Source organism: Pseudomonas sp. PA15(2017) (genome assembly GCF_001945395.1).
Lineage (GTDB): Bacteria > Pseudomonadota > Gammaproteobacteria > Pseudomonadales > Pseudomonadaceae > Aquipseudomonas.
The window spans coordinates 21,914-42,815 of the sequence record NZ_MSXV01000004.1; the positions used below are offsets into that span (position 1 = coordinate 21,914).

23 protein-coding genes are annotated in these 20,902 nt (G+C 64.8%); 19 read left to right on the forward strand and 4 right to left on the reverse strand.

All coding sequences use genetic code 11. The features are described from left to right. Nucleotides 1–216: 216 nt before the first annotated feature. From BVH03_RS01560 to BVH03_RS01585, 6 genes are all read left to right on the forward strand, one after another. Entirely contained in the window at nucleotides 217–1,113 is an 897-nt protein-coding gene (locus BVH03_RS01560; protein ID WP_075959557.1) for an energy transducer TonB, read from the forward strand. Nucleotides 1,114–1,182: 69 nt separating this feature from the next. Continuing rightward, nucleotides 1,183–1,752 carry a YqgE/AlgH family protein gene (locus BVH03_RS01565; protein ID WP_075959558.1) on the forward strand — a complete coding sequence of 190 codons (570 nt, stop codon included), beginning with the start codon at nucleotides 1,183–1,185 and terminating at the stop codon, nucleotides 1,750–1,752. Continuing rightward, a complete protein-coding gene (ruvX, locus tag BVH03_RS01570; RefSeq protein ID WP_075959559.1) occupies nucleotides 1,752–2,195 on the forward strand; it encodes a Holliday junction resolvase RuvX in 444 nt (147 codons plus the stop codon). Before BVH03_RS01565 ends, ruvX begins: the two co-directional genes overlap by 1 nt. 21 nt (nucleotides 2,196–2,216) lie before the next feature. After that, entirely contained in the window at nucleotides 2,217–2,738 is a 522-nt protein-coding gene (pyrR, locus tag BVH03_RS01575) for a bifunctional pyr operon transcriptional regulator/uracil phosphoribosyltransferase PyrR (protein ID WP_075959560.1), read from the forward strand. Next, on the forward strand, nucleotides 2,735–3,742 hold the full coding sequence (locus BVH03_RS01580) for an aspartate carbamoyltransferase catalytic subunit (RefSeq protein ID WP_075959561.1): 1,008 nt from the start codon (nucleotides 2,735–2,737) through the stop codon (nucleotides 3,740–3,742). Before pyrR ends, BVH03_RS01580 begins: the two co-directional genes overlap by 4 nt. Then, nucleotides 3,742–5,013: a dihydroorotase gene (locus BVH03_RS01585; protein WP_075959562.1), complete on the forward strand. Its 1,272-nt coding sequence runs from the start codon at nucleotides 3,742–3,744 to the stop codon at nucleotides 5,011–5,013. The genes BVH03_RS01580 and BVH03_RS01585 overlap by 1 nt, the downstream gene beginning before the upstream one ends. Nucleotides 5,014–5,258: 245 nt before the next feature. Here BVH03_RS01585 and BVH03_RS01590 read toward each other — a convergent pair whose 3' ends face one another. Next, nucleotides 5,259–5,657: a TM2 domain-containing protein gene (locus BVH03_RS01590; protein WP_075959563.1), complete on the reverse strand. Its 399-nt coding sequence runs from the start codon at nucleotides 5,655–5,657 to the stop codon at nucleotides 5,259–5,261. A 156-nt stretch (nucleotides 5,658–5,813) separates the two neighbouring features. On the opposite strand from BVH03_RS01590, the gene BVH03_RS01595 reads away from it, so the two are divergent. Then, nucleotides 5,814–7,025, forward strand: coding sequence for a putative DNA modification/repair radical SAM protein (locus BVH03_RS01595; RefSeq protein ID WP_075959564.1), 1,212 nt, complete (start codon nucleotides 5,814–5,816; stop codon nucleotides 7,023–7,025). Continuing rightward, nucleotides 7,025–7,882 carry a TIGR03915 family putative DNA repair protein gene (locus BVH03_RS01600; RefSeq protein WP_075959565.1) on the forward strand — a complete coding sequence of 286 codons (858 nt, stop codon included), beginning with the start codon at nucleotides 7,025–7,027 and terminating at the stop codon, nucleotides 7,880–7,882. The genes BVH03_RS01595 and BVH03_RS01600 overlap by 1 nt, the downstream gene beginning before the upstream one ends. A gap of 356 nt (nucleotides 7,883–8,238) precedes the next feature. On the opposite strand, the gene BVH03_RS01605 is transcribed toward BVH03_RS01600, so the two are convergent. Next, the gene (locus BVH03_RS01605; protein ID WP_075928470.1) at nucleotides 8,239–9,384 is read right to left on the reverse strand and encodes a PilT/PilU family type 4a pilus ATPase; all 1,146 of its coding nucleotides are present in this window, start codon (nucleotides 9,382–9,384) and stop codon (nucleotides 8,239–8,241) included. Between the two features lie 84 nt (nucleotides 9,385–9,468). Then, the gene (locus BVH03_RS01610; RefSeq protein ID WP_075959566.1) at nucleotides 9,469–10,503 is read right to left on the reverse strand and encodes a type IV pilus twitching motility protein PilT; all 1,035 of its coding nucleotides are present in this window, start codon (nucleotides 10,501–10,503) and stop codon (nucleotides 9,469–9,471) included. A gap of 136 nt (nucleotides 10,504–10,639) precedes the next feature. On the opposite strand from BVH03_RS01610, the gene BVH03_RS01615 reads away from it, so the two are divergent. From BVH03_RS01615 to BVH03_RS01665, 11 genes are all read left to right on the forward strand, one after another. Continuing rightward, nucleotides 10,640–11,326, forward strand: a complete 687-nt coding sequence (locus BVH03_RS01615) for a YggS family pyridoxal phosphate-dependent enzyme (RefSeq protein WP_075959567.1) — start codon at nucleotides 10,640–10,642, stop codon at nucleotides 11,324–11,326. A 37-nt stretch (nucleotides 11,327–11,363) separates the two neighbouring features. Beyond that, on the forward strand, nucleotides 11,364–12,182 hold the full coding sequence (proC, locus tag BVH03_RS01620; RefSeq protein ID WP_075959568.1) for a pyrroline-5-carboxylate reductase: 819 nt from the start codon (nucleotides 11,364–11,366) through the stop codon (nucleotides 12,180–12,182). 11 nt (nucleotides 12,183–12,193) lie between these two features. Beyond that, nucleotides 12,194–12,784 carry a YggT family protein gene (locus BVH03_RS01625; RefSeq protein WP_075959569.1) on the forward strand — a complete coding sequence of 197 codons (591 nt, stop codon included), beginning with the start codon at nucleotides 12,194–12,196 and terminating at the stop codon, nucleotides 12,782–12,784. Nucleotides 12,785–12,929: 145 nt separating this feature from the next. Continuing rightward, on the forward strand, nucleotides 12,930–13,226 hold the full coding sequence (locus BVH03_RS01630; protein WP_075959570.1) for a DUF167 family protein: 297 nt from the start codon (nucleotides 12,930–12,932) through the stop codon (nucleotides 13,224–13,226). A gap of 109 nt (nucleotides 13,227–13,335) precedes the next feature. Then, nucleotides 13,336–15,318 (forward strand): dynamin-like GTPase family protein, encoded by a 1,983-nt coding sequence (locus BVH03_RS01635; protein ID WP_075959571.1) that lies wholly within the window; start codon nucleotides 13,336–13,338, stop codon nucleotides 15,316–15,318. Nucleotides 15,319–15,441: 123 nt separating this feature from the next. Then, nucleotides 15,442–16,581 (forward strand): homoserine O-acetyltransferase, encoded by a 1,140-nt coding sequence (locus BVH03_RS01640; protein WP_075959572.1) that lies wholly within the window; start codon nucleotides 15,442–15,444, stop codon nucleotides 16,579–16,581. Between the two features lie 2 nt (nucleotides 16,582–16,583). After that, entirely contained in the window at nucleotides 16,584–17,204 is a 621-nt protein-coding gene (metW, locus tag BVH03_RS01645; protein ID WP_075928463.1) for a methionine biosynthesis protein MetW, read from the forward strand. An 8-nt stretch (nucleotides 17,205–17,212) separates the two neighbouring features. Beyond that, on the forward strand, nucleotides 17,213–17,617 hold the full coding sequence (locus tag BVH03_RS01650; RefSeq protein ID WP_075959573.1) for a DUF4426 domain-containing protein: 405 nt from the start codon (nucleotides 17,213–17,215) through the stop codon (nucleotides 17,615–17,617). Next, nucleotides 17,614–18,207 (forward strand): RdgB/HAM1 family non-canonical purine NTP pyrophosphatase, encoded by a 594-nt coding sequence (gene rdgB, locus BVH03_RS01655; RefSeq protein ID WP_075959574.1) that lies wholly within the window; start codon nucleotides 17,614–17,616, stop codon nucleotides 18,205–18,207. Before BVH03_RS01650 ends, rdgB begins: the two co-directional genes overlap by 4 nt. 84 nt (nucleotides 18,208–18,291) lie before the next feature. Beyond that, on the forward strand, nucleotides 18,292–19,446 hold the full coding sequence (gene hemW / locus BVH03_RS01660; RefSeq protein WP_143485880.1) for a radical SAM family heme chaperone HemW: 1,155 nt from the start codon (nucleotides 18,292–18,294) through the stop codon (nucleotides 19,444–19,446). A 79-nt stretch (nucleotides 19,447–19,525) separates the two neighbouring features. Then, nucleotides 19,526–19,849: a DUF3392 domain-containing protein gene (locus tag BVH03_RS01665; protein ID WP_070885853.1), complete on the forward strand. Its 324-nt coding sequence runs from the start codon at nucleotides 19,526–19,528 to the stop codon at nucleotides 19,847–19,849. A gap of 6 nt (nucleotides 19,850–19,855) precedes the next feature. Here BVH03_RS01665 and BVH03_RS01670 read toward each other — a convergent pair whose 3' ends face one another. After that, entirely contained in the window at nucleotides 19,856–20,854 is a 999-nt protein-coding gene (locus BVH03_RS01670) for a hypothetical protein (protein WP_075959575.1), read from the reverse strand. Nucleotides 20,855–20,902: the final 48 nt, after the last annotated feature.

Consider the following 20,902-nt stretch of genomic DNA (forward strand, 5'->3'; position numbering starts at 1 on the left):
AAAAATTGGACCGGCCCTACGGGTTGCGCGGGAAATGACCTCCGCTGTCGTTGCAGGACTTGGCAATGGAACAACCATTCCCAGCGTCCCACGCCTAACCGGAGGCCATTTCCCGCGGCAACGCGACTCGTGCTGAAGCGTCAGCGGACCCTCGGGCCTGCTGACGTTTCAGCACGCCCGTGCCGAAAAGTCAGCAGACCCGACGAATAGATAGCGATGAACGCAACAGCCAGCCCACCCGATCTCACCTCCTCCGGCGTTCGCCCGGCGGATCGGCTGGGCTTCACCCTGTTTCTGGCCGCGGTGTTGCACGCTGCGCTGATTCTCGGCGTGGGTTTCACCTTTGCCGAGCCCGGACAGATCAGCAAGACTCTGGAAATCACCCTGTCCACCTTCAAGAGCGATGAAAAGCCCAGGGAGGCGGACTTCCTCGCCCAGGACAACCAGCAGGGCAGCGGCACCCTGGACAAGAAGGCAGCACCGACCACCACCGAGCAGGCGCCCTTCCAGGACACCGAAGTACGCAAGGTGACCCCCGCCGCCGCGCCGCCACCGCCAGCTGTGAAGCCCGAAGCGCCGAAAGCCGCGGTGACCACCCGTGCCCCGCAACAGCAGAAGGCGCCGGCCAAGCGTGAGGAAACCAAGCCGACGCCGCCGACCCCGGAGGCGCCGTCCTTCGACAGCGCGCAGCTGTCCGCCGAGATCGCCAGCCTGGAAGCCGAGCTGTCCGACCAGGTGCAGCAGTACGCCAAGCGCCCGAAGATCCACCGTCTCAACGCCGCCTCGACCATGCGCGACAAGGGCGCCTGGTACAAGGACGAATGGCGCAAGAAGGTCGAGCGCATCGGCAACCTCAACTACCCGGACGACGCCCGCCGCCGGCAAATCCACGGCAGCCTGCGCCTGTTGGTGTCGATCAACCGTGACGGCAGCCTGTACGAAGTGATGGTGCTGGAGTCTTCCGGCGAACAGGTGCTCGATCAGGCCGCCATGCGCATCGTGCGCCTGGCCGCGCCCTACGCGCCGTTCACCGGCGATCTGGCCGACATCGACCGCTTGGAGATCATTCGCACCTGGCGTTTCGAGCGTGGCGACCGCCTGTCGAGCAACTGACGCGGACGCGGCGTTTTCGTCCGTACATGCAGCTTGTAGCTTGCGCCGCGCAGCTTCAAACTAGCGGTCATGAAAGACGCCAGCCCAAGCATCCTCAAGCACCACTTTCTGATCGCCATGCCACACATGGACGATCCGAACTTCGCGCACACCGTGATCTACCTCATCGATCACAACGACCAGGGCGCCATGGGCCTGGTGATCAACCGCCCCAACGGCCTGAACCTGGCCGACGTGCTCGAACAGCTGCGGCCGGACAGTGATCCTTCGGTGCTGTGCCAGAGCCTGCCGATCTTCAGTGGCGGCCCGGTGCAGACCGACCGCGGCTTCGTGCTGCACCCCAAGGGCCAGCACTTCCAGGCCACAGTCGATCTGGAAGATTTGAGCCTGTCGACCTCCCAGGACGTACTGTTCGCCATCGCCGAAGGTAACGGCCCGGCCAGCCACCTGATCGCCCTCGGCTATGCCGGCTGGGGCGCCGGCCAGCTGGAGGCCGAGCTGGCCGATAATGCTTGGCTGACCTGCCCGGCGAACCAGGCGATTCTGTTCGAAACGCCCTACGACCAGCGCCTCGGCGCCGCCGCCGCACTGCTCGGCATCGACCTCAACCTGCTCACCGCCCAGGCGGGCCACGCCTGATGGCCGAAATCGACAAACAATCGCTGCGCCTGTTGCTCGGCTTCGACTACGGCACCAAGCAGATCGGCGTCGCCGTCGGCCAGCCGATCACCGGTTCGGCCCGCGAGCTGTGCATCCTCAAGGCGCAGAATGGCGTGCCGGACTGGCAGAAGGTCGAAGCGCTGATCAAGGAATGGCAACCCGATGCCATCGTCGTCGGCCTGCCATTGAACATGGACGGCACGCCGAGCGACATGAGCGAACGGGCCGAGAAGTTCGCCCGTCGCCTCAACGGTCGTTTCAACCTGCCGGTATTCACCCACGACGAACGCCTGACCACCTATGCCGCCAAGGGCGAGCGCCTGCAGCAGGGCCAGACCGGCGGCTATCGCCAGCGCCCGGTCGACGCGCTGGCCGCCGCCCTGTTGCTGCAGGGCTGGCTGGAAGAAAACTGCCTGGGCTGACCCGTTCACAAGGAGCTTTAGATGAGCCTACCCAACCCCGCCGAACTGTTGCCGCAGATGGCGACTTCGCTGAGCAGCCACCTGAGCCGTCGGCAGATCAGCACGCCGCGCTTCATCGGCATCCGCACTGGCGGTGTGTGGGTGGCCCAGGCGCTGCTCGAGCAACTGGGCCGCGACGAGCCGCTGGGCGTGCTCGACGTATCCTTCTACCGCGACGACTTCACCCAGAATGGCCTGCACCCACAGGTGCAACCGTCCGAGCTGCCGTTCGAGATCGAAGGCCAGCATCTGGTGCTGATCGACGACGTGCTGATGAGCGGGCGTACCATCCGCGCCGCCCTGAACGAGCTGTTCGACTACGGCCGCCCGGCCAGCGTGACCCTGGTCAGCTTGCTCGACCTGGACGCCCGCGAGCTGCCAATCCGCCCCGACGTGGTGGGTGCGACGCTGTCGCTGGCGGCCGATCAGCGGGTAAAATTGTCCGGCTCCGCGCCCTTCACCCTTGAACTCCAGACGCTTTCCGACCAAGGCCGTCCGCAATGACCGCACTCGATGCCAAGCGCCCGCTGCAACTGAACGACCAAGGCCAGTTGCGCCATTTCCTGTCCCTCGACGGCCTGCCCCGCGAGCTGCTGACGGAAATCCTCGACACCGCCGACTCCTTTCTCGAGGTCGGCGCCCGGGCCGTGAAGAAAGTTCCGCTGCTGCGCGGCAAGACCGTGTGCAACGTGTTCTTCGAGAACTCCACGCGCACCCGCACCACTTTCGAGCTGGCCGCCCAGCGCCTGTCCGCCGACGTGATCAGCCTGAACGTGTCGACCAGCTCGACCAGCAAGGGTGAAACGCTGTTCGACACCCTGCGCAACCTCGAAGCCATGGCCGCCGACATCTTCGTGGTACGCCACGCCGGCTCAGGTGCGGCGCACTTCATCGCCGAGCACGTGTGCCCGAACCTGGCGATCATCAACGGTGGCGACGGCCGCCACGCGCACCCGACTCAGGGCATGCTCGACATGCTGACCATCCGTCGCCACAAGGGCAGCTTCGAGAACCTCTCGGTGGCCATCGTCGGCGACATCCTGCATTCGCGGGTGGCGCGCTCCAACATGCTGGCGCTCAAGACCCTCGGCTGCCCCGACATCCGCGTGATCGCGCCGAAGACCCTGCTGCCCATCGGCCTGGCAGAAAGCTACGGCGTACGCGTGTTCAGCGATGCCAATGAAGGCCTCAAAGATGTCGACGTGGTGATCATGCTGCGCCTGCAGCGCGAGCGCATGACCGGTGGCCTGCTGCCCAGCGAGGGCGAGTTCTACCGTCTGTTCGGCCTCACCGAACAGCGCCTCAAGCTGGCCAAGCCCGATGCCCTGGTCATGCACCCGGGGCCGATCAACCGCGGGGTGGAAATCGAGTCGGCGGTGGCCGACGGCCCGCAATCGGTGATTCTCAACCAGGTCACCTACGGCATCGCCATCCGCATGGCCGTGCTGTCCATGGCCATGAGCGGCCAGAATGCGCAACGCCAACTCAACGCTGAGGAGCAAAACTGATGCGTACCCGTATCCTCGGCGCCCGCGTCATCGACCCGAGCAGCGGCTTCGATCAGGTTGCCGATCTGTATATAGAAGGTGGCAAGCTGAGCGCCATCGGCCAGGCGCCAGCAGGCTTCGAAGCCGATCAGACCCTGGATGCCAGCGGCCTGATCGCGGCGCCCGGCCTGGTCGACCTGTCCGTCGCCCTGCGCGAGCCCGGCTACAGCCGCAAGGGCAGCATCGCCAGCGAAACCCTGGCCGCCGCTGCTGGCGGCGTCACCAGCCTGTGCTGCCCGCCGATCACCAAGCCGGTGTTGGACACCTCGGCGGTGGCCGAGCTGATCCTCGACCGTGCCCGCGAAGCTGGCCACGCCAAGGTGTTTCCCATCGGCGCCCTGAGCAAGGGACTCGATGGCGAGCAGCTCGCCGAACTGGTCGCTCTGCGCGATGCCGGCTGCGTGGCGTTCGGCAATGGCCTGAACAATTTCCGCAACGCGCGCACCCTGCGCCGCGCCCTGGAATATGCAGCCACCTTCGACCTCACGGTGATCTTCCACTCCCAGGATCACGACCTCGCTGAGGGCGGCCTGGCCCATGAAGGCGCCACCGCCAGCTTCCTGGGCCTGTCGGGGATTCCGGAAACCGCCGAGACCGCGGCCCTGGCGCGCGACCTGCTGCTGGTCGAGCAGAGCGGCGTACGGGCGCATTTCAGCCAACTGACCAGTGCCCGCGGCGCACAGCTGATCGCCGATGCCCAGGCTCGCGGCCTGCCGGTTACTGCCGATGTAGCGCTGTACCAGCTGATTCTGACCGACGAGGCGCTGATCGACTTCTCCAGCCTCTATCACGTGCAACCGCCGCTGCGCACCCGCGCCGACCGCGATGGCCTGCGCGAGGCAGTGAAGAACGGGGTGATCAGCGCCATCTCCAGCCATCACCAGCCTCACGAGCTCGACGCCAAGCTGGCGCCGTTCGGCGAGACCGAGCCCGGCATCAGCGGCGTGCAGTTGCTGCTGCCACTGGCCATGACGCTGGTGCAAGACGGCTTGCTGGACCTGCCCACCCTGCTCGCCCGCCTGAGTAGCGGCCCGGCGCAGGCGTTACGCCTACCGGTCGGCCAACTCAAGCAGGGCGGCGCGGCGGATCTGCTGCTGTTCGACCCCCAGGCCTCCACCGTGGCCGGCGAAAGCTGGTATTCCAAAGGCCGCAACAGTCCATTCCTGGGCCATTGCCTGCCCGGCCGGGTGCGCTACACCCTGGTGGACGGGCATATCAGCTTCCAGAGCTGATTTGCGCCGTGCACTGCGCTCACCTTCTGGGAAGCCGTGTCGTCAGGCACGGCGCAAAAACGTGGGAGCGGCTTCAGCCGCGATCAGTCTGCAGATCACCAACACCATCGCGGCTAAAGCCGCTCCCACGGACTCGGCAAAAGCCATCAAACACCTTGAGGTGCGCCCGGCCGCCGAGTCTGAATCACCGACCGGCAGCGTTGTAATAATGCGGGCTCGTTTCAGCGCACGTTATTGCAGCCGCCCTACCCGTTGCGCGCATTCTTGATCGACACCTGGTTGTTCAGTGTCCAAAGGTCATACAGCACGCCGACCAGAAACAGCCCGCCGGTCAGCAGATAGAGAATCCCGGTGACCCACTTGCCCTGGTACATGCGGTGTGCGCCGAAAATGCCAAGGAAGGTCAGCAGGATCCAGGCAACGTTGTAGTCCGTCTCGCCAGCGGTGAAACGCAGGTCGGCTTCACGATCCATGGCCGGAATCAGGAACAGGTCGATGATCCAGCCGATGAACAACAGCCCCAGGGTGAAAAACCAGATGGTGCCGGTCACCGGCTTGCCGTAATAGAAGCGGTGCGCACCGAGGAAGCCGAAGATCCACAGTAGGTAGCCAATGATCTTGCTGTGGGTGTTTGCACGCTGCATCAAAAGCACCTCTCATTCAACTATACAAAGGCACGGACGCTCGTCAGAGCCTTAACACAACATAAGATAACATAACATAACATCCCGACAAGATGCCCTTGAGCGATTGCTGCCATCGCCCGATACTGTATATAAATACAGCTAACGGATCACGCCATGCAATTGATCGAAAAGCTTACGGTACTCGCCGACGCCGCAAAATACGATGTTTCCTGCGCCAGCAGCGGCGCGCCCAAACGCAGCTCGAAAGGCCAGAGCGGTATGGGCGCCACCGACGGCATGGGCATCTGCCACAGTTTCACCCCCGATGGCCGCTGCGTCGCGCTGCTGAAAATTCTGCTGACCAACTTCTGCCTGTACGACTGCCAGTACTGCGTCAACCGTCGCTCCAGCGACGTGCCGCGTGCGCGCTTCACGCCCGAGGAAGTGGTCACCCTGACTCTGGATTTCTATCGTCGCAACTGCATCAGCGGGCTGTTTCTCAGCTCCGGCATCATTCGCTCCGCGGACTACACCATGGAGCAACTCAACCGGGTCGCCAAGCTGCTGCGCGAGGAACACGAGTTTCGTGGCTACATTCACCTCAAGACCATTCCCGACGCGTCACCGGAGCTGATCGCTGAAGCCGGTCGCTACGCCGACCGCCTCAGCGTGAACATCGAACTGCCCACCGAAAGCAGCCTGATCCGCCTGGCGCCGGAAAAGAGCGTGGCGCCGATCAAACAGGCGATGGGCACCATTCGCAACGGCGTCGAGGAGGCGGACAGCGAGAAGCGTGCGCCCGCCTTTGCGCCTGCCGGGCAAAGCACGCAGATGATCGTCGGCGCGGACGCCACCGACGACAGCACCATCCTGCACACCGCACAATCGTTGTATGGCGATTTCCGCCTCAAGCGCGTCTATTACTCGGCCTTCAGCCCCATTCCGCAAAGCCCCAAGAGCGTTCCCTTCGAGGCGCCGCCGTTGCTGCGCGAGCACCGCTTGTACCAGGCGGACTTCCTGATGCGCGGCTACGGTTTCAAGGCCACCGAGCTGCTCGACGGCCCCGGCAACCTGGCCCTGGACATCGACCCCAAGCTGGCCTGGGCGCTGAACAATCGCCAGCATTTCCCGGTCGACCTCAACCGCGCGGACGTGACCCTGATCGCCCGTATCCCCGGCATCGGCGTACTCAGTGCCCAGCGCCTGGTCGCCCTGCGCCGCCAGAAGCGCATCCGGTTTGCGGACGTCGGCCGCCTGCGCTGCGTACTGGAAAAGGCCAAGCCGTTCATCGTCACCCAGGATTACCGCCCGGCTCAGGCAACGCGGGAATCCCTGGTGCTGCGCCAGCAATTGAGCGAAGCGCCGCAACAGATGGGGCTCTGGTGATGCACGCGGTGCACTTCGACGGCAGTTTCGCCGGCTGGCGGGACGCTGCCCGAGCCCAACTGCGCCGAGGCATGGCGCCGCATCAGCTGAGCTGGGTGCAGGACAGCCAGGAAAACCAGGATCTGTTCGCCGCGCTGGAAGCGCCTCAACCCGCCGCGGCTGCCGACCGCCCCGTGCGGGTTCCGCGCGCCCTGATCGAACAACTGGAAAGCGCCGCTCGCTTTCGCTGCGCTCAACGCTGGGCGTTGCTGTACCGCATCCTCTGGCGTGTCGCGAACGGCGACCATGCCGCCATGCTGGCCGGCGATATCGACGGCAGCGAACTGCACGCCCGCCTCAAGGCGGTTCGTCGCGAAGCGCATCACCTGCACGCTTTCCTGCGCTTCAAACCGCGGGACGCCAGCGCTGGTGGGCCGGAGCTGGTGGCCTGGCACGAGCCGGCCCACGACATTCTCGCCAGCGCCTCGGGCCATTTCGCCGAACGCCTTGGCCGGCAGACCTGGCTGATCGCCACGCCGGACGACGCGGTGTACTGGGATGGCGAAAAGCTGCAGCACGCCAGTCCCTGCCCACCCGACTGGCAACGCCTGGCCCAGGGCACCGATGACCGCAACGAAGCGATGTGGCTGGCCTACTACGGCAGTACCTTCAACCCGGCACGCCTCAATCGTAGCGTGCTGGAAACCAATATGCCGGTGCGCTTCTGGCGCAACCTGCCGGAAGGTCCGCTGATTCCCCGTTTGATGAGCCAGGCCCGCGCGGGCGCCCAGGTCGATGGCCAGTCCGAGGCCGTGGCCGCTCGGCCGGGAAAACGAATCAGTGCCGCTGCGGAGAAAGTGTTGCCTGTGCGGCAGTGAACTCAGCCGGATGGAGTACGGCTGCTCGACCTTGTTTCTGAGCTGCCTACGCGGCAGCTCAGAAACAAGCCCGCGCCCTAAGAACCGGTTCATAATCTTTCGGCCCAGGTTCGCCGATTTGGCCGCTAAGTGGCGGGCTCGGCCGTTCATTGATCCACTGTGGGAGCGCGCCATGCGCGCGAAAAATCGCGGGCATGGACTAGGCGTCCCCGCCCGCTCCCACAGATACTGCGCCGACAACCGCTTCTGACGCATAAAGATCGTGAATAGGTTCTAAGCCAGGCGCAGAACCTGCCTGCCAACAACCAACAAAAAACCCGCCGAAGCGGATTTTGTTTTTCAGTGCCTTGGGCCGCTCAGCGGAACCGCCGCCCTTGATCTTCGTCGGTGATTTCCAGGGCCAGGCCCTGGGACATGCTGGTCAGGTGCTCGCCGTCGGTTTCCGAGCCGAGCTTGATCATCAGGCGCAGGTCGTTGGCCGAGTCGGCGTACAGCAGGGCATCCTCGTAGGTGATTTCACCCTGGCTGTAGAGGTTGTAGAGCGCCTGGTCGAAGGTCTGCATGCCGTGTTCGGTAGAGCGTTTCATCAGGCCCTTGAGCTCGTGCACCTCGCCCTTGCGGATCAGGTCGGCGGCCAATGGGGTGTTGATCAGCACCTCGATCACCGCGCGGCGGCCCTTGCCGTCGGGCGTGGGGATCAGCTGTTGGGCGACGATGGCCTTGAGGTTCAGCGACAGGTCCATCCACACCTGGTTCTGCCGGTCAGCCGGGAAGAAGTTGATGATCCGGTCCAGCGCCTGGTTGGCGTTGTTGGCGTGCAGGGTGGCCAGGCACAGGTGGCCGGTTTCGGCGAAGGCCACGGCGTGGTCCATGGTCTCGCGGGTACGCACCTCACCGATGAGGATCACGTCCGGCGCCTGGCGCAGGGTGTTCTTCAGCGCCACTTCGAAGGAGTCGGTGTCGATGCCCACCTCTCGCTGGGTGACGATGCAGTTCTGGTGCTGGTGGATGTACTCGATCGGGTCTTCGATGGAGATGATGTGGCCGCTGCTGTTCTTGTTGCGGTAGCCGATCATCGCCGCCAGCGAGGTGGACTTGCCGGTGCCGGTGGCGCCGACGAACAGCACCAGGCCGCGTTTGGTCAGCGCCAGCTTCTTGAGGATTTCCGGCAGTTTGAGGTCGTCCAGCGTCGGGATGTTGGTCTCGATGCGGCGCAGCACCATGCCGGCCAGGTTGCGCTGGTAGAAGGCGCTGACCCGGAAACGGCCGATGCCTCGGGCGCTGATCGCGAAGTTGCATTCGTGGTTCTCCGCGAAGTCGCGGCGCTGCTGCTCGTTCATCACCGCGTGCACGGTTTCACGGGTCATTTCCGGCGACAGCGGGGTCTTGGTCACCGGCATGATCTTGCCGTTGACCTTCATCGACGGCGGCACGCCAGCGGTGATGAACAGATCGGAGCCGCCCTTCTCGACCATCAGGCGCAACAGTTTCTCGAATTCCATGGGTGCTTACCTAAATGCGCTGGCGCGATGTTCAATTGCCGGCGGAGCTGCTTCCGCCCGCCTGGGCTCGGAATCGTGAAAAGGTCAGAAATTCTCTGGGGTCTTGGCCTTTTCACGGGCACTTTCACGGCTGACCAGGCCTTTGGAAACCAGCCGTTTCAGGCAGGCGTCGAGGGTTTCCATACCCAGTGCACCGCCGGTCTGGATGGCCGAATACATCTGCGCCACCTTGTCTTCGCGGATCAGGTTACGGATCGCCGGGGTGCCGATCATGATTTCGTGGGCCGCCACCCGACCGCCACCGATCTTTTTCAGCAGGGTCTGGGAAATCACCGCCTGCAGGGATTCGGACAGCATGGAGCGGACCATGGACTTTTCCTCGGCCGGAAACACGTCGACCACCCGGTCGATGGTCTTGGCGGCGGAGGTGGTGTGCAGGGTGCCGAACACCAGGTGACCGGTTTCCGCGGCGGTCAGCGCCAGGCGGATGGTTTCCAGGTCACGCATTTCGCCGACCAGGATGATGTCCGGGTCTTCACGCAGTGCCGAGCGCAGCGCTTCGGAGAAGCCGTGGGTGTCACGGTGCACTTCGCGCTGGTTGACCAGGCACTTCTTCGATTCGTGGACGAATTCGATGGGGTCTTCGACGGTGAGGATATGGTGGTACTTGTTGCTGTTGATGTAGTCGAGCATCGCCGCCAGGGTGGTCGACTTGCCCGAACCGGTCGGCCCGGTGACCAGCACCAGCCCGCGCGGCACGTCGGAGACCCTCTTGAAGATCTCGCCCATCCCCAGGTCTTCCATGCTCAGCACTTTCGACGGAATGGTCCGGAATACCGCGCCGCTGCCGCGGTTCTGGTTGAAGGCGTTGACCCGGAAGCGCGCCACACCGGGCACTTCGAACGAAAAGTCGGTTTCCAGGAATTCTTCGAAGTCCTTGCGCTGCTTGTCGTTCATGATGTCATAGATCAGCGCGTGCACCTGCTTGTGATCCAGGGCAGGCAGGTTGATCCGGCGCACATCGCCGTCGACCCGGATCATCGGCGGCAAGCCTGCGGAAAGGTGCAGGTCCGACGCGCCTTGCTTGGCGCTGAAGGCAAGCAGCTCGGTGATATCCATGGGACTCCCTAATGACGGTAGAATGCCGCGTAACTTAAGGATAGGGGCCTTGGGGGGTCACCAGGCGGCTGCGCGAGCACGCCCTTGGCAGAACACCGTGGGGCCCGCAGAAACGCTCAGGCGGCAGGCGCAGGTAATGTCCACGATAGCAGAGAATATTGCAAAGGTCGGTGTGCGGATCCGTGAGGCGGCGCAAGCCTCGCAGCGAGATTTTTCCTCTGTCGGGCTGCTGGCGGTGAGCAAGACCAAGCCCGCCGAGGCGATTCGCGAAGCCCACGCGGCCGGCCTGCGGGATTTCGGCGAGAACTACCTGCAGGAAGCGCTCGACAAGCAGGCGCTGCTCGTCGACCTGCCGCTGACCTGGCATTTCATCGGCCCCATCCAGTCCAACAAGACCCGCCCCATCGCCGAGCACTTCGCCTGGGTGCACTCGGTGGATCGCCTGAAGGTCGCCGAACGCCTGAGCGCCCAGCGCCCCGCCGAGCTGGCGCCGCTGAACATCTGCCTGCAGGTCAACGTCAGCGGCGAGGCGAGCAAGTCCGGCTGCGTGCCCGAGGAACTCGCTGCCTTGGCACAGGCGGTTACACAACTGCCCAACCTGCGTTTGCGCGGATTGATGACAATCCCTGCGCCCACCGATGACGTGGCCAGGCAACGTGCGGCGTTCGCCCGCCTGCGCGTACTGCGGGATGCGCTGAACCTCGATCTAGACACCCTGTCCATGGGCATGAGCCACGACCTCGAAGCGGCCATCGCCGAAGGTGCGAGCTGGGTGCGTATCGGCACGGCGCTGTTCGGCGAACGCGATTACGGCAAGGTTTGAATTACCCGATCTCGACTCTTCAGATAGGAACCGCCCCATGACCACTCCCCGCATCGCCTTCATCGGCGCCGGCAACATGGCTGCCAGCCTGATCGGCGGGCTGCTCGCCCAGGGCCTGCCGGCGGGCGCCATCCGCGCCAGCGACCGTGGCGCCGAACAGCGCGAGAAGATCGCCGCCGAACACGGCATCGACGTGATGGCCAGCAATGCCGAGGCCTGCCGTGATGCCGACGTGATCGTTCTGGCAGTCAAGCCGCAGGTCATGAAGGACGTGTGCCTGGACCTGGCCCCCCACGTGCAGGCCGGCCAGTTGATCGTCTCCATCGCCGCCGGCATCACCAGCGCCAGCCTGGAAAACTGGCTGGGCGCGCGAGCCATCGTGCGCTGCATGCCCAACACCCCATCGCTGCTGCGCCTGGGCGCCAGCGGCCTGTACGCCAATGCGCAGGTCAGCACCGCGCAGCGCCAACAGGCCGAGCAGTTGCTCGGCGCCGTCGGCATGGCGGTGTGGCTGGACGAGGAAAAGCTGATCGACGCCGTGACCGCCGTGTCCGGTAGCGGCCCGGCGTATTTCTTCCTGCTGATCGAGGCGATGACCGCCAGCGGCGAGAAGCTCGGCCTGCCCCGCGATGTTGCCGCCAAGCTGACCCTGCAGACCGCCCTGGGCGCCGCACAGATGGCATTGAACAGCGACGTCGACGCCGCCGAGTTGCGTCGCCGCGTCACCTCGCCGGCCGGCACCACCGAGGCGGCGATCAACACATTCCAGGCTGGCGGCTTCGAAGCCCTGGTCGAGCAGGCCGTCAAGGCTGCCGATCAGCGCTCGGCCGAGCTGGCCGAACAACTGGGTCAATAAGGAGACAATCAATGATCGGTCTGAACACCGCAGCCGTTTACATCCTGCAGACCATCGGCAGCTTCTACCTGCTGATCGTACTGCTGCGCTTCATCCTGCAACTGGTTCGCGCGGACTTCTACAACCCGCTCAGCCAGTTCATCGTGCGCGCCACCCACCCGATTCTCAAGCCGCTGCGGCGCATCATCCCCAGCCTCGGTGGCCTCGACCTGGCCTCGCTGGTGCTGGCGCTGATCGTCCAGTTCGCGCTGATGGCCCTGACCCTGATGCTGATGGGCGTCGGCATCAGCGACCCGCTGCTGGTCCTGGTGTGGTCGATCATTGGCGTGACCGCCCTGCTGCTCAAGGTGTTCTTCTTCGCCCTGATCATCAGCGTGATCCTCTCCTGGGTCGCCCAGGGCACGCACAACCCGGCCGCCCTGCTGGTCAATCAGATCTGCGAGCCGCTGCTGATGCCGATCCGCCGCATCCTGCCCAACCTGGGCGGCCTGGACCTGTCGCCCATCGTGGCGTTCCTGATCCTCAACCTGATCGACATGCTGGTAATCCGCAATCTGGCGGTCAGTACAGGGATGTTCAGCGGCCTGAGCCTGGCGATCTGAGCTCTCATGAGCTGCTGCGCGTCGCCCCTACTGCGTTAAAATCAGGCTCGGACTGCTCATTTACAACTTGTAAACTCCGCGTCCTCGCCTGTTTTTGCCTTGTAGGGCTCTAGCTCGCGAGATCATGAACAGGTTCTAGAAATCGATGAGTTTCTTTCGCTGGGATGGCGACGCGCTGATCCTCGACTGCCACCTGCAGCCCAAGGCGAGTGCCGATGCATTCGCCGGGCTGCATGGCGGGCGCCTGAAGATCCGCCTCACCGCCCCACCGGTGGACGGCAAGGCCAATGCCCACCTGCTGGCCTTTCTGGCCGCGGCCTTCGGCGTTGCCAAGAGCCAGGTCAGCCTGGAAAGCGGTCAGCAAAGCCGCCAGAAGCGGGTGCGCATTAAGGCGCCCAGCACATTGCCCGGCGAACTCGGCCTGACCGCTCGCCCATCCTGAACGACCATCAGGTGCCATTGCGCCGCACTCGCCATTGACGCCGCCTGCGCCCCTCGCATAATGCTCGGCAGCCCGCATCGAAGCCGATGCCCTGTCAGGGAACCCACCGATGAGCATGGAACGTCTCAGTGAGCAGGTCGATGCATATGTCGCCTGGAAGCGCGAACTGGTCCGCGAGATCACCCGCTACCGCAGTTGGCTGGCCCATAACCGGCTGAGCAGCGAAGGCGTCGAGGCACGCCTGGAGCGAGCGCTGCGCCTGCTGCGCACCGACCACATCACCCTGGCCTTCGTCGGCGAGTTCTCCCGCGGCAAGACCGAGCTGATCAACAGCCTGTTCTTCTCCGAATACGGCCAGCGCCTGCTGCCGTCCCAGGCCGGGCGCACCACCATGTGCCCGACCGAGATTCTCTTCGACCCGGGCGCCACGCAGCCCTACATCCGCCTGCTGCCCATCGAGACACGCATTGCCGAGGCCAGCGTGGCGCAGTTCAAGCGCACGCCCCGCCACTGGGTGAATGTCGCCCTCGACACCAATGACCCGGACAGCATGGCCAGAGCCTTCGCTCAGGTCGCCGCCAGCAAGGCCATGCCGGTGGAGAAAGCCATTGCCCTGGGCTTTCACCCGGACAACCTGGAAAGCACTGACAAATCCGGCCAGGTGTTGGTACCAGCCTGGCGCCACGCCATCGTCAACTTCGACCACCCGCTGCTGCGCCAAGGCCTGCGCATTCTCGACACACCCGGCCTCAACGCCCTGGGCTGCGAGCCGGAGCTGACCCTGTCGATGCTGCCCAGCGCCCAGGCGGTGATCTTTCTGTTGTCAGCCGACACGGGTGTGACGGCCAGCGATCTGGATATCTGGCAGCAGCACGTACAGCCCCTCGACGAGGAACGCCAAGGCTGTCTGTACGCGGTGCTGAACAAGATCGACGTGCTGTGGGACGACCTGGCCGGCGACACCTTCGTGGCCAATGCCATCGAGCGGGTACGCATGCAGGCTGCCCGACACCTGGGTATCGCCGGCCGGGACATCCTGCCGCTGTCGGCCAAGCAGGCGCTGCTCGCCAAGGTGCGTCAGGACCCGGCATTGCTGGCGCGCAGCCAGATGGCCGAACTCGAGACGCTGCTCTGCGAGCGCATCGTGGCGCAAAAGGAACGGCTGCTCGAAGAGCGCGTGGTGCGCCAGGTGCTGGCCATGCTCAATAACAGCCAGCACGTGCTCGGCCTGCGCCTGGCCAAGGTCAACGAACAGCTGGAGCTGCTCGACGAGCGCCGCCAGGACAACGGCCAGATGCTCATGGAGTTGACCAGCCGTACCAAGGACGATCACACCCTGCACCACAAGCGCCTGGTGGCGCTGCGCACCAATCAGCGCCTGCTGCGCAACCAGGGCGAGCGCCTGAAGACCTCGGCCCAGGCGGAAAAGCTCGAAGCGCACCTCGCCCAGCTGCGTCGTCAGCTCAATGGTGCCTGGACGACCCTGGGCATCAACCAGGCGATCCTCGGTTTCTTCACCGCGGTCGAGGACGACCTGCACAGCCTGTCCCACGATGCCGACATGGCCAACCGCATGGTCGAGGCCATCTACCGCCGGCACAACGAGGAGAACCCGCTGCAGGCGGTCGATGCGCCGCGCTTCGAACTGGCGGACTACGTGCGCGAACTGCGCCATCTGCAGAAGAAGGGCGACCGCTTCCGCCTGCGCCTCAAGACCCTGCTGACCGAGCAGCGCAGCCTCGGCCGACGCTTCTTCGCCACCCTGGTACAGGAAGTCATCGGTCTGCACCGCCGTCTGCGCCGCGATGCCGAGCGCTGGGCCGACGAGGCACTGATGCCGCTGATGCAGCACACACTCGAGCACAAGCAGTTGCTGGAAGGCCACATGCTGCGCCTCAAGGCCCTGGCCCAGGACACCCAGCACGGTCGCCAGCGCCACCGGCAGCTGGCCCAGTATGCCGATGAACTCAAGCAGCAACTGACCCAGGCCGGCGACATGCTGCGCGTGATGCGCCGCCCGGCACCCATCCAGCGGCAAGCCAAGGTGGTCACCCTCAAGGGCATGCCGCGCCCGATCGGTAACCTCGAGTAGCCGGCAGCGCGATACGCCGCGCCAACGGTCTCGGCCTGCGCGGCCGGCAGTTTCCTTGCCGCTGACAGGCGCGCTCTTTAGACTGCTGCACTTTCCCGTACCTTCCTTAGCCGAGCAGAGTCGATGTCGACTGTTTTTCCTCAAGACTCCGTTGGCCTGGTGACGCCGCAGATCGCCAGGTTTTCCGAGCCACTGGCGTTGGCCTGCGGCCGCAGCCTGGCCGACTACCAGCTGATCTACGAAACCTACGGCGAGCTCAACGCCAACGCCAGCAACGCGGTGCTGATCTGCCACGCGCTGTCCGGCCATCACCACGCCGCCGGTTACCACAGTGCCGATGACCGCAAGCCAGGCTGGTGGGACAGTTGCATCGGCCCCGGCAAGCCGCTGGACACCAACCGCTTCTTTGTCGTCAGCCTCAACAACCTGGGCGGCTGCAACGGCTCGACCGGCCCGTCCGACATCAACCCGGCCACCGGCAAGCCGTTCGGCGCCGACTTCCCGGTGATGACCGTGGAGGACTGGGTCAACAGCCAGGCACGCCTGGCCGACCTGCTGGGCATCGGGCAGTGGGCTGCGGTGGTCGGTGGCAGCCTGGGCGGCATGCAGGCCATGCAGTGGACGATCAGCTACCCGGAGCGCGTGCGCCACTGCCTGGCCATCGCCTCGGCACCGAAACTCTCGGCGCAGAACATCGCCTTCAACGAAGTGGCGCGCCAGGCGATTCTCACCGACCCGGAGTTTCATGGCGGGCACTTCCAGGATCAGGGCGTGATTCCCAAGCGCGGCCTCATGCTGGCACGCATGGTCGGGCACATCACCTACCTCTCCGATGACGCCATGGGCGAGAAATTCGGCCGCGGTTTGAAGAACGAGAAACTCAACTACGACTTCCACAGCGTGGAATTCCAGGTGGAAAGCTACCTGCGCTATCAGGGCGAAGAGTTCTCCGGGCGCTTCGATGCCAACACCTACCTGCTGATGACCAAGGCGCTGGACTACTTCGACCCGGCCGCCGAGCACGACGGCGACCTGGCCAAGACCCTGGCCAAGGCCAAGGCGGACTTCTGCGTGATGTCGTTCACCACCGACTGGCGCTTCTCGCCGGCCCGCTCGCGGGAAATCGTCGACGCCCTGCTCGCCGCCCGCAAGAACGTCTGCTACCTGGAAATCGACGCGCCACAAGGCCACGACGCCTTCCTGATGCCGATCCCCCGCTACCTGCAGGGTTTTGCCAGCTACATGAAACGGATCGAGGTGTAAGCATGCGAGCCGACCTAGAGATCATCCAGGAATGGATTCCCGCCGGCAGCCGCGTCCTCGACCTGGGCTGCGGCGACGGCGAACTGCTGGCCTGGCTGGGCGCCAACAAGCAGGTCAGCGGCTATGGCCTGGAGATCGACCCGGACAAGATCGCCCAGTGCATCGGCAAGGGCGTCAACGTCATCGAACAGAACCTCGACGAAGGCCTGGGCAACTTCGCCAGCGACAGCTTCGACGTGGTGGTCATGACCCAGTCGCTGCAGGCGCTGCACTTTCCCGACAAGGTGCTGGCCGAGATGCTGCGCGTCGGCAAGACCTGCATCATCACCTTTCCCAACTTCGGTCACTGGCGCTGCCGCTGGTACCTGGCCAGCAAGGGCCGCATGCCGGTGTCCGACTTCCTCCCGTACACCTGGTACAACACGCCGAACATCCACTTCTGCACCTTCGAGGACTTCGAACGCCTGTGCCACCAGCAGAGCGCCCGGGTGCTCGACCGCCTGGCCGTGGACCGCGAGCACCGGCATGGCTGGGCCAGCCGCGCGTGGCCGAACCTGCTGGGCGAGATCGGCATCTACCGTATCAGCGGCCACAATGCGCACGACGTGCGCATCGCCAACTAGGCCGCCCCATGCGCCTGCTCGCCATGTTGATCGCCCTGTGCCTGAGCCTGCCGGCACTGGCCGACAACCGCATGCAGCGCCTTGGCGACCTGCAGGTGCATTACAGCGCCTTCAACGCCAACTACCTGCAACCGCAGATCGCCCAGGCCAGCGGCCTGGTGCGCAGCGCCAGGCTGGGGGTGTTGAACATCAGCGTGCTGCGCGGCGGCAAGCCGACGACAGCAGCGATCAGGGGCGAGGTGAAGAACGTGCTGGGCCATGGTCAGGCACTGACCTTCGTCGAACAGCGCGAGGGCGAATTCGTTTCCTACCTGGCGCAGTTTCCCATCGAATCCCGTGAGGTGCTGCTGTTCAACCTGCAGGTGAACGGCCAGCGTCTGGACTTCAACCAGGAACTCTTTCCGGAGCCATGATGCCTTTCCCAGAACTCGTCCTCGCCAGCCACAACGCCGGCAAACTCAAGGAACTGCAAGCCATGCTCGGCGACCCCGTGCGCCTGCGCTCGGTCGGTGAGTTCAGCCAGGTGGAGCCGGAAGAAACCGGCCTGTCGTTCGTCGAGAACGCCATCCTCAAGGCGCGCAACGCCTCGCGCCTGTCCGGCCTGCCAGCGCTGGCCGACGACTCCGGCCTGGCGGTGGATTTTCTCGGTGGGGCACCAGGCATCTATTCGGCCCGTTACGCCGATGGTCAGGGCGATGCCGCCAACAACGCCAAGCTGCTGGCGGCCCTCAAGGAGGTGCCGGACGCCGAGCGCGGCGCCCAGTTCGTCTGTTGCCTGGCCCTGGTGCGACACACCGACGACCCGCTGCCGATTCTCTGCGAAGGCCTGTGGCACGGCCGCATCCTGCATGAGGCGCGCGGCGAGCACGGCTTCGGCTACGACCCGCTGTTCTGGGTCGAGGAGCGCCAGTGCTCCAGCGCCGAGCTGTCGCCGGCCGACAAGAATCAGCTCAGCCACCGCGCCATTGCCATGAAGTTGCTCAAGCAGCGTCTGGGGTTGTAAGCGGTTTCAAATGGGGCGTTTCGTCCACGCGCTTTGGCAGTTTGCCCAACTCGTGCCACGATAGCGCCCCGCAACCACCCTGCCGTGATCCAGAAGCCCGTGTTCCAGCTGCCGCCCCTGGCCCTGTACGTCCATATTCCCTGGTGCGTGCGCAAGTGCCCCTACTGCGATTTCAACTCCCATGCCGCCGGCCCCAACCTGCCGGAAGAGGCCTACGTCGACGCGCTGCTCGCCGATCTCGACGCTGACCTGGTCCAGGCCCACGGCCGCCCGCTGACCTCGATCTTCTTCGGCGGCGGCACGCCCAGCCTGTTTTCCGCCAAGGCCCTGGGCCGCCTGCTCGAAGGGGTGGAGCGGCGCATTCCGTTCGCCGGCGATATCGAGATCACCCTGGAAGCCAACCCGGGCACCTTCGAGCAGGAGAAATTCGCCGCCTACCGGCGCCTGGGCATCAATCGCCTGTCGATCGGCGTGCAGAGCTTCCAGGCGGAAAAACTCAAGGCCCTGGGGCGCATCCATGATGGCGATGAAGCCGTGCGCGCCGCCGACATGGCCCGCGCCGCCGGCTTCGACAATTTCAACCTGGACCTGATGCACGGCCTGCCGGATCAGTCCCTCGACGATGCCCTGGGCGACCTGCGCATCGCCATCGCCCAGGCGCCGACCCACCTGTCCTGGTACCAGCTGACGGTGGAGCCGAACACGGTGTTCTGGAACCAGCCGCCGGTGCTGCCCGAGGACGACACCCTGTGGGACATCCAGGAGGCCGGCCAGGCGCTGCTCGCCGAGCACGGTTACGCCCAGTACGAAGTGTCGGCCTACGCACAGCCCGAGCGCATGGCACGGCATAACCTGAATTACTGGACCTTCGGTGACTTCCTCGGCATCGGTGCCGGCGCCCACGGCAAGCTGAGTACGCCGGATGGCCGCATCAGCCGCACCTGGAAAACCCGCCTGCCCAAGGATTATCTCGACCCTGCCAAGCGCTACAGCGCCGGTGAGCGACTCCTCACCGCCGAGGAGCTGCCGTTCGAGTTCCTGATGAACGTGCTGCGCCTGAGCGATGGCTGCAACGCCGAGCTGTTCAACCAACGCACGGGGCTGCCCCTGGAACAACTGGCCGAGGCCCGCGAACAGGCCCACCGCCGCGGCCTGCTGCAAGCGGACCCGACGCGCCTGGTGGCTACCCGCGGAGGCCAGCTGTTTCTCAATGATCTGCTGCAGTATTTCCTGCCCTGAATCACCGCGCCCTGCGAACCAACGGCGCGTCGGATGATCCGAGGCAGCAGGATTCAATCGTCACGCCCGAGGAGCAACCATGGATTATGTGCTGGACCTGATCGCCACCGTGTCACGCTGGAGCCGTGGCCACCTCAGCGAGATTTCCCTGGGGCTCATGGCCACCCTGCTGGTGCTGTTCGGCCCGGCCATCAATGCCTGGATACAGGGACGTATCGGCAGCCTCAATTTCGTGCTGCGCACCTTGATATTCGTCGCGGTCTGCGTGGTCGGCTACGGCCTGGCGCTGGTCTATCTGACCCCACTGCTCACCCAACTGCTGGGCCATTTCAACAACTACACCCTGGCGCCGGTGCTGCTGGTGGTGATGTTCCTGATCGGTGTACTGGCGGATCGTAGCTGAGCCGATTCAGGGCACGACCTTGAGCCAGTCGACCACGCCCACGTCGCCATTGCGGTGAGTGCCCAGCACCTGACCGACAGCATCCTGCTCGACCGACAGGTCGGGCTCAATCGGCTTGCCACTCGAGCGCTCGACGCCAGGCGCCTCGACCAGCGGGCTGAACAGCAGGTTGCCGTGCAAGGCGCGTACCCGGGTGGTTGCGGGGTACTGCATGGGGCCGAATTCGACCGTCTCGGTCAACTCGGCCTGCCAGTCCAGCAGCGCGCCATAAGGCCCGTCGAGCCACAGGTTCCACAGCCGCAGCGTCATCCCCTGAAAGCGCACGGGAATGTCGGTGGTTTCAAGCTGCCAACGGCCGTCTTCCACCGCGCGCACGGTCATCGGCCCGGGCCAGGTGATGCCGGCCACCTGGCTGCCGGCGGCCAGCGTGCAACCTTCCAGTTGCCATTGCTCGGGCGCAAAACGTGCGCCATCAACATAGCGGAAAGTCACCGGAGCCTGTGCCGAGCACTGCCAACCGGCCAATTGCGCATCGTCGACCAGACTGACCTCGGCAAACGTGTCGTCCAGAATCAGGCGACGCACCGTGGCGCCCTGTATCACCGCGGGCTGCCGATCGAATTCGGCGCGCTGCAGGCTTTGCAGACCGTGGGGCAAGGGCTTGCCACCGAGGCTCCTGCCGGGCTCCAGGCGTTTCAGCCACACCCGCGTGCCAGCGGGTAGCAGCAACTCACCCAGGGCTTGCTCGCTGTCCAGCCGGGGGCTCAGCGCGCGCTGCTCGAACCAGTGACTGGCTTGCCAGCGCAGGAATTCGACGGCGGGCAGGCTGCCATTGGCGAGAAACACGGCGAGCAGCCCGAACCACCAGGGATGGGCGCGGATGAACCACCGGGAGCGGACATTCAGGCAGGCGACCAGCAGCGCCAGCAGCGCGGCGACGCAAACCAGCGACACCAGCAGGGACAATGATCCGAGCATCATGGCCAGTGGATCGATGGGGATCATGGGTGTCCTTGTAAGCGCTATGAGCCGATTTCGTGGCAGAGCTTAGAA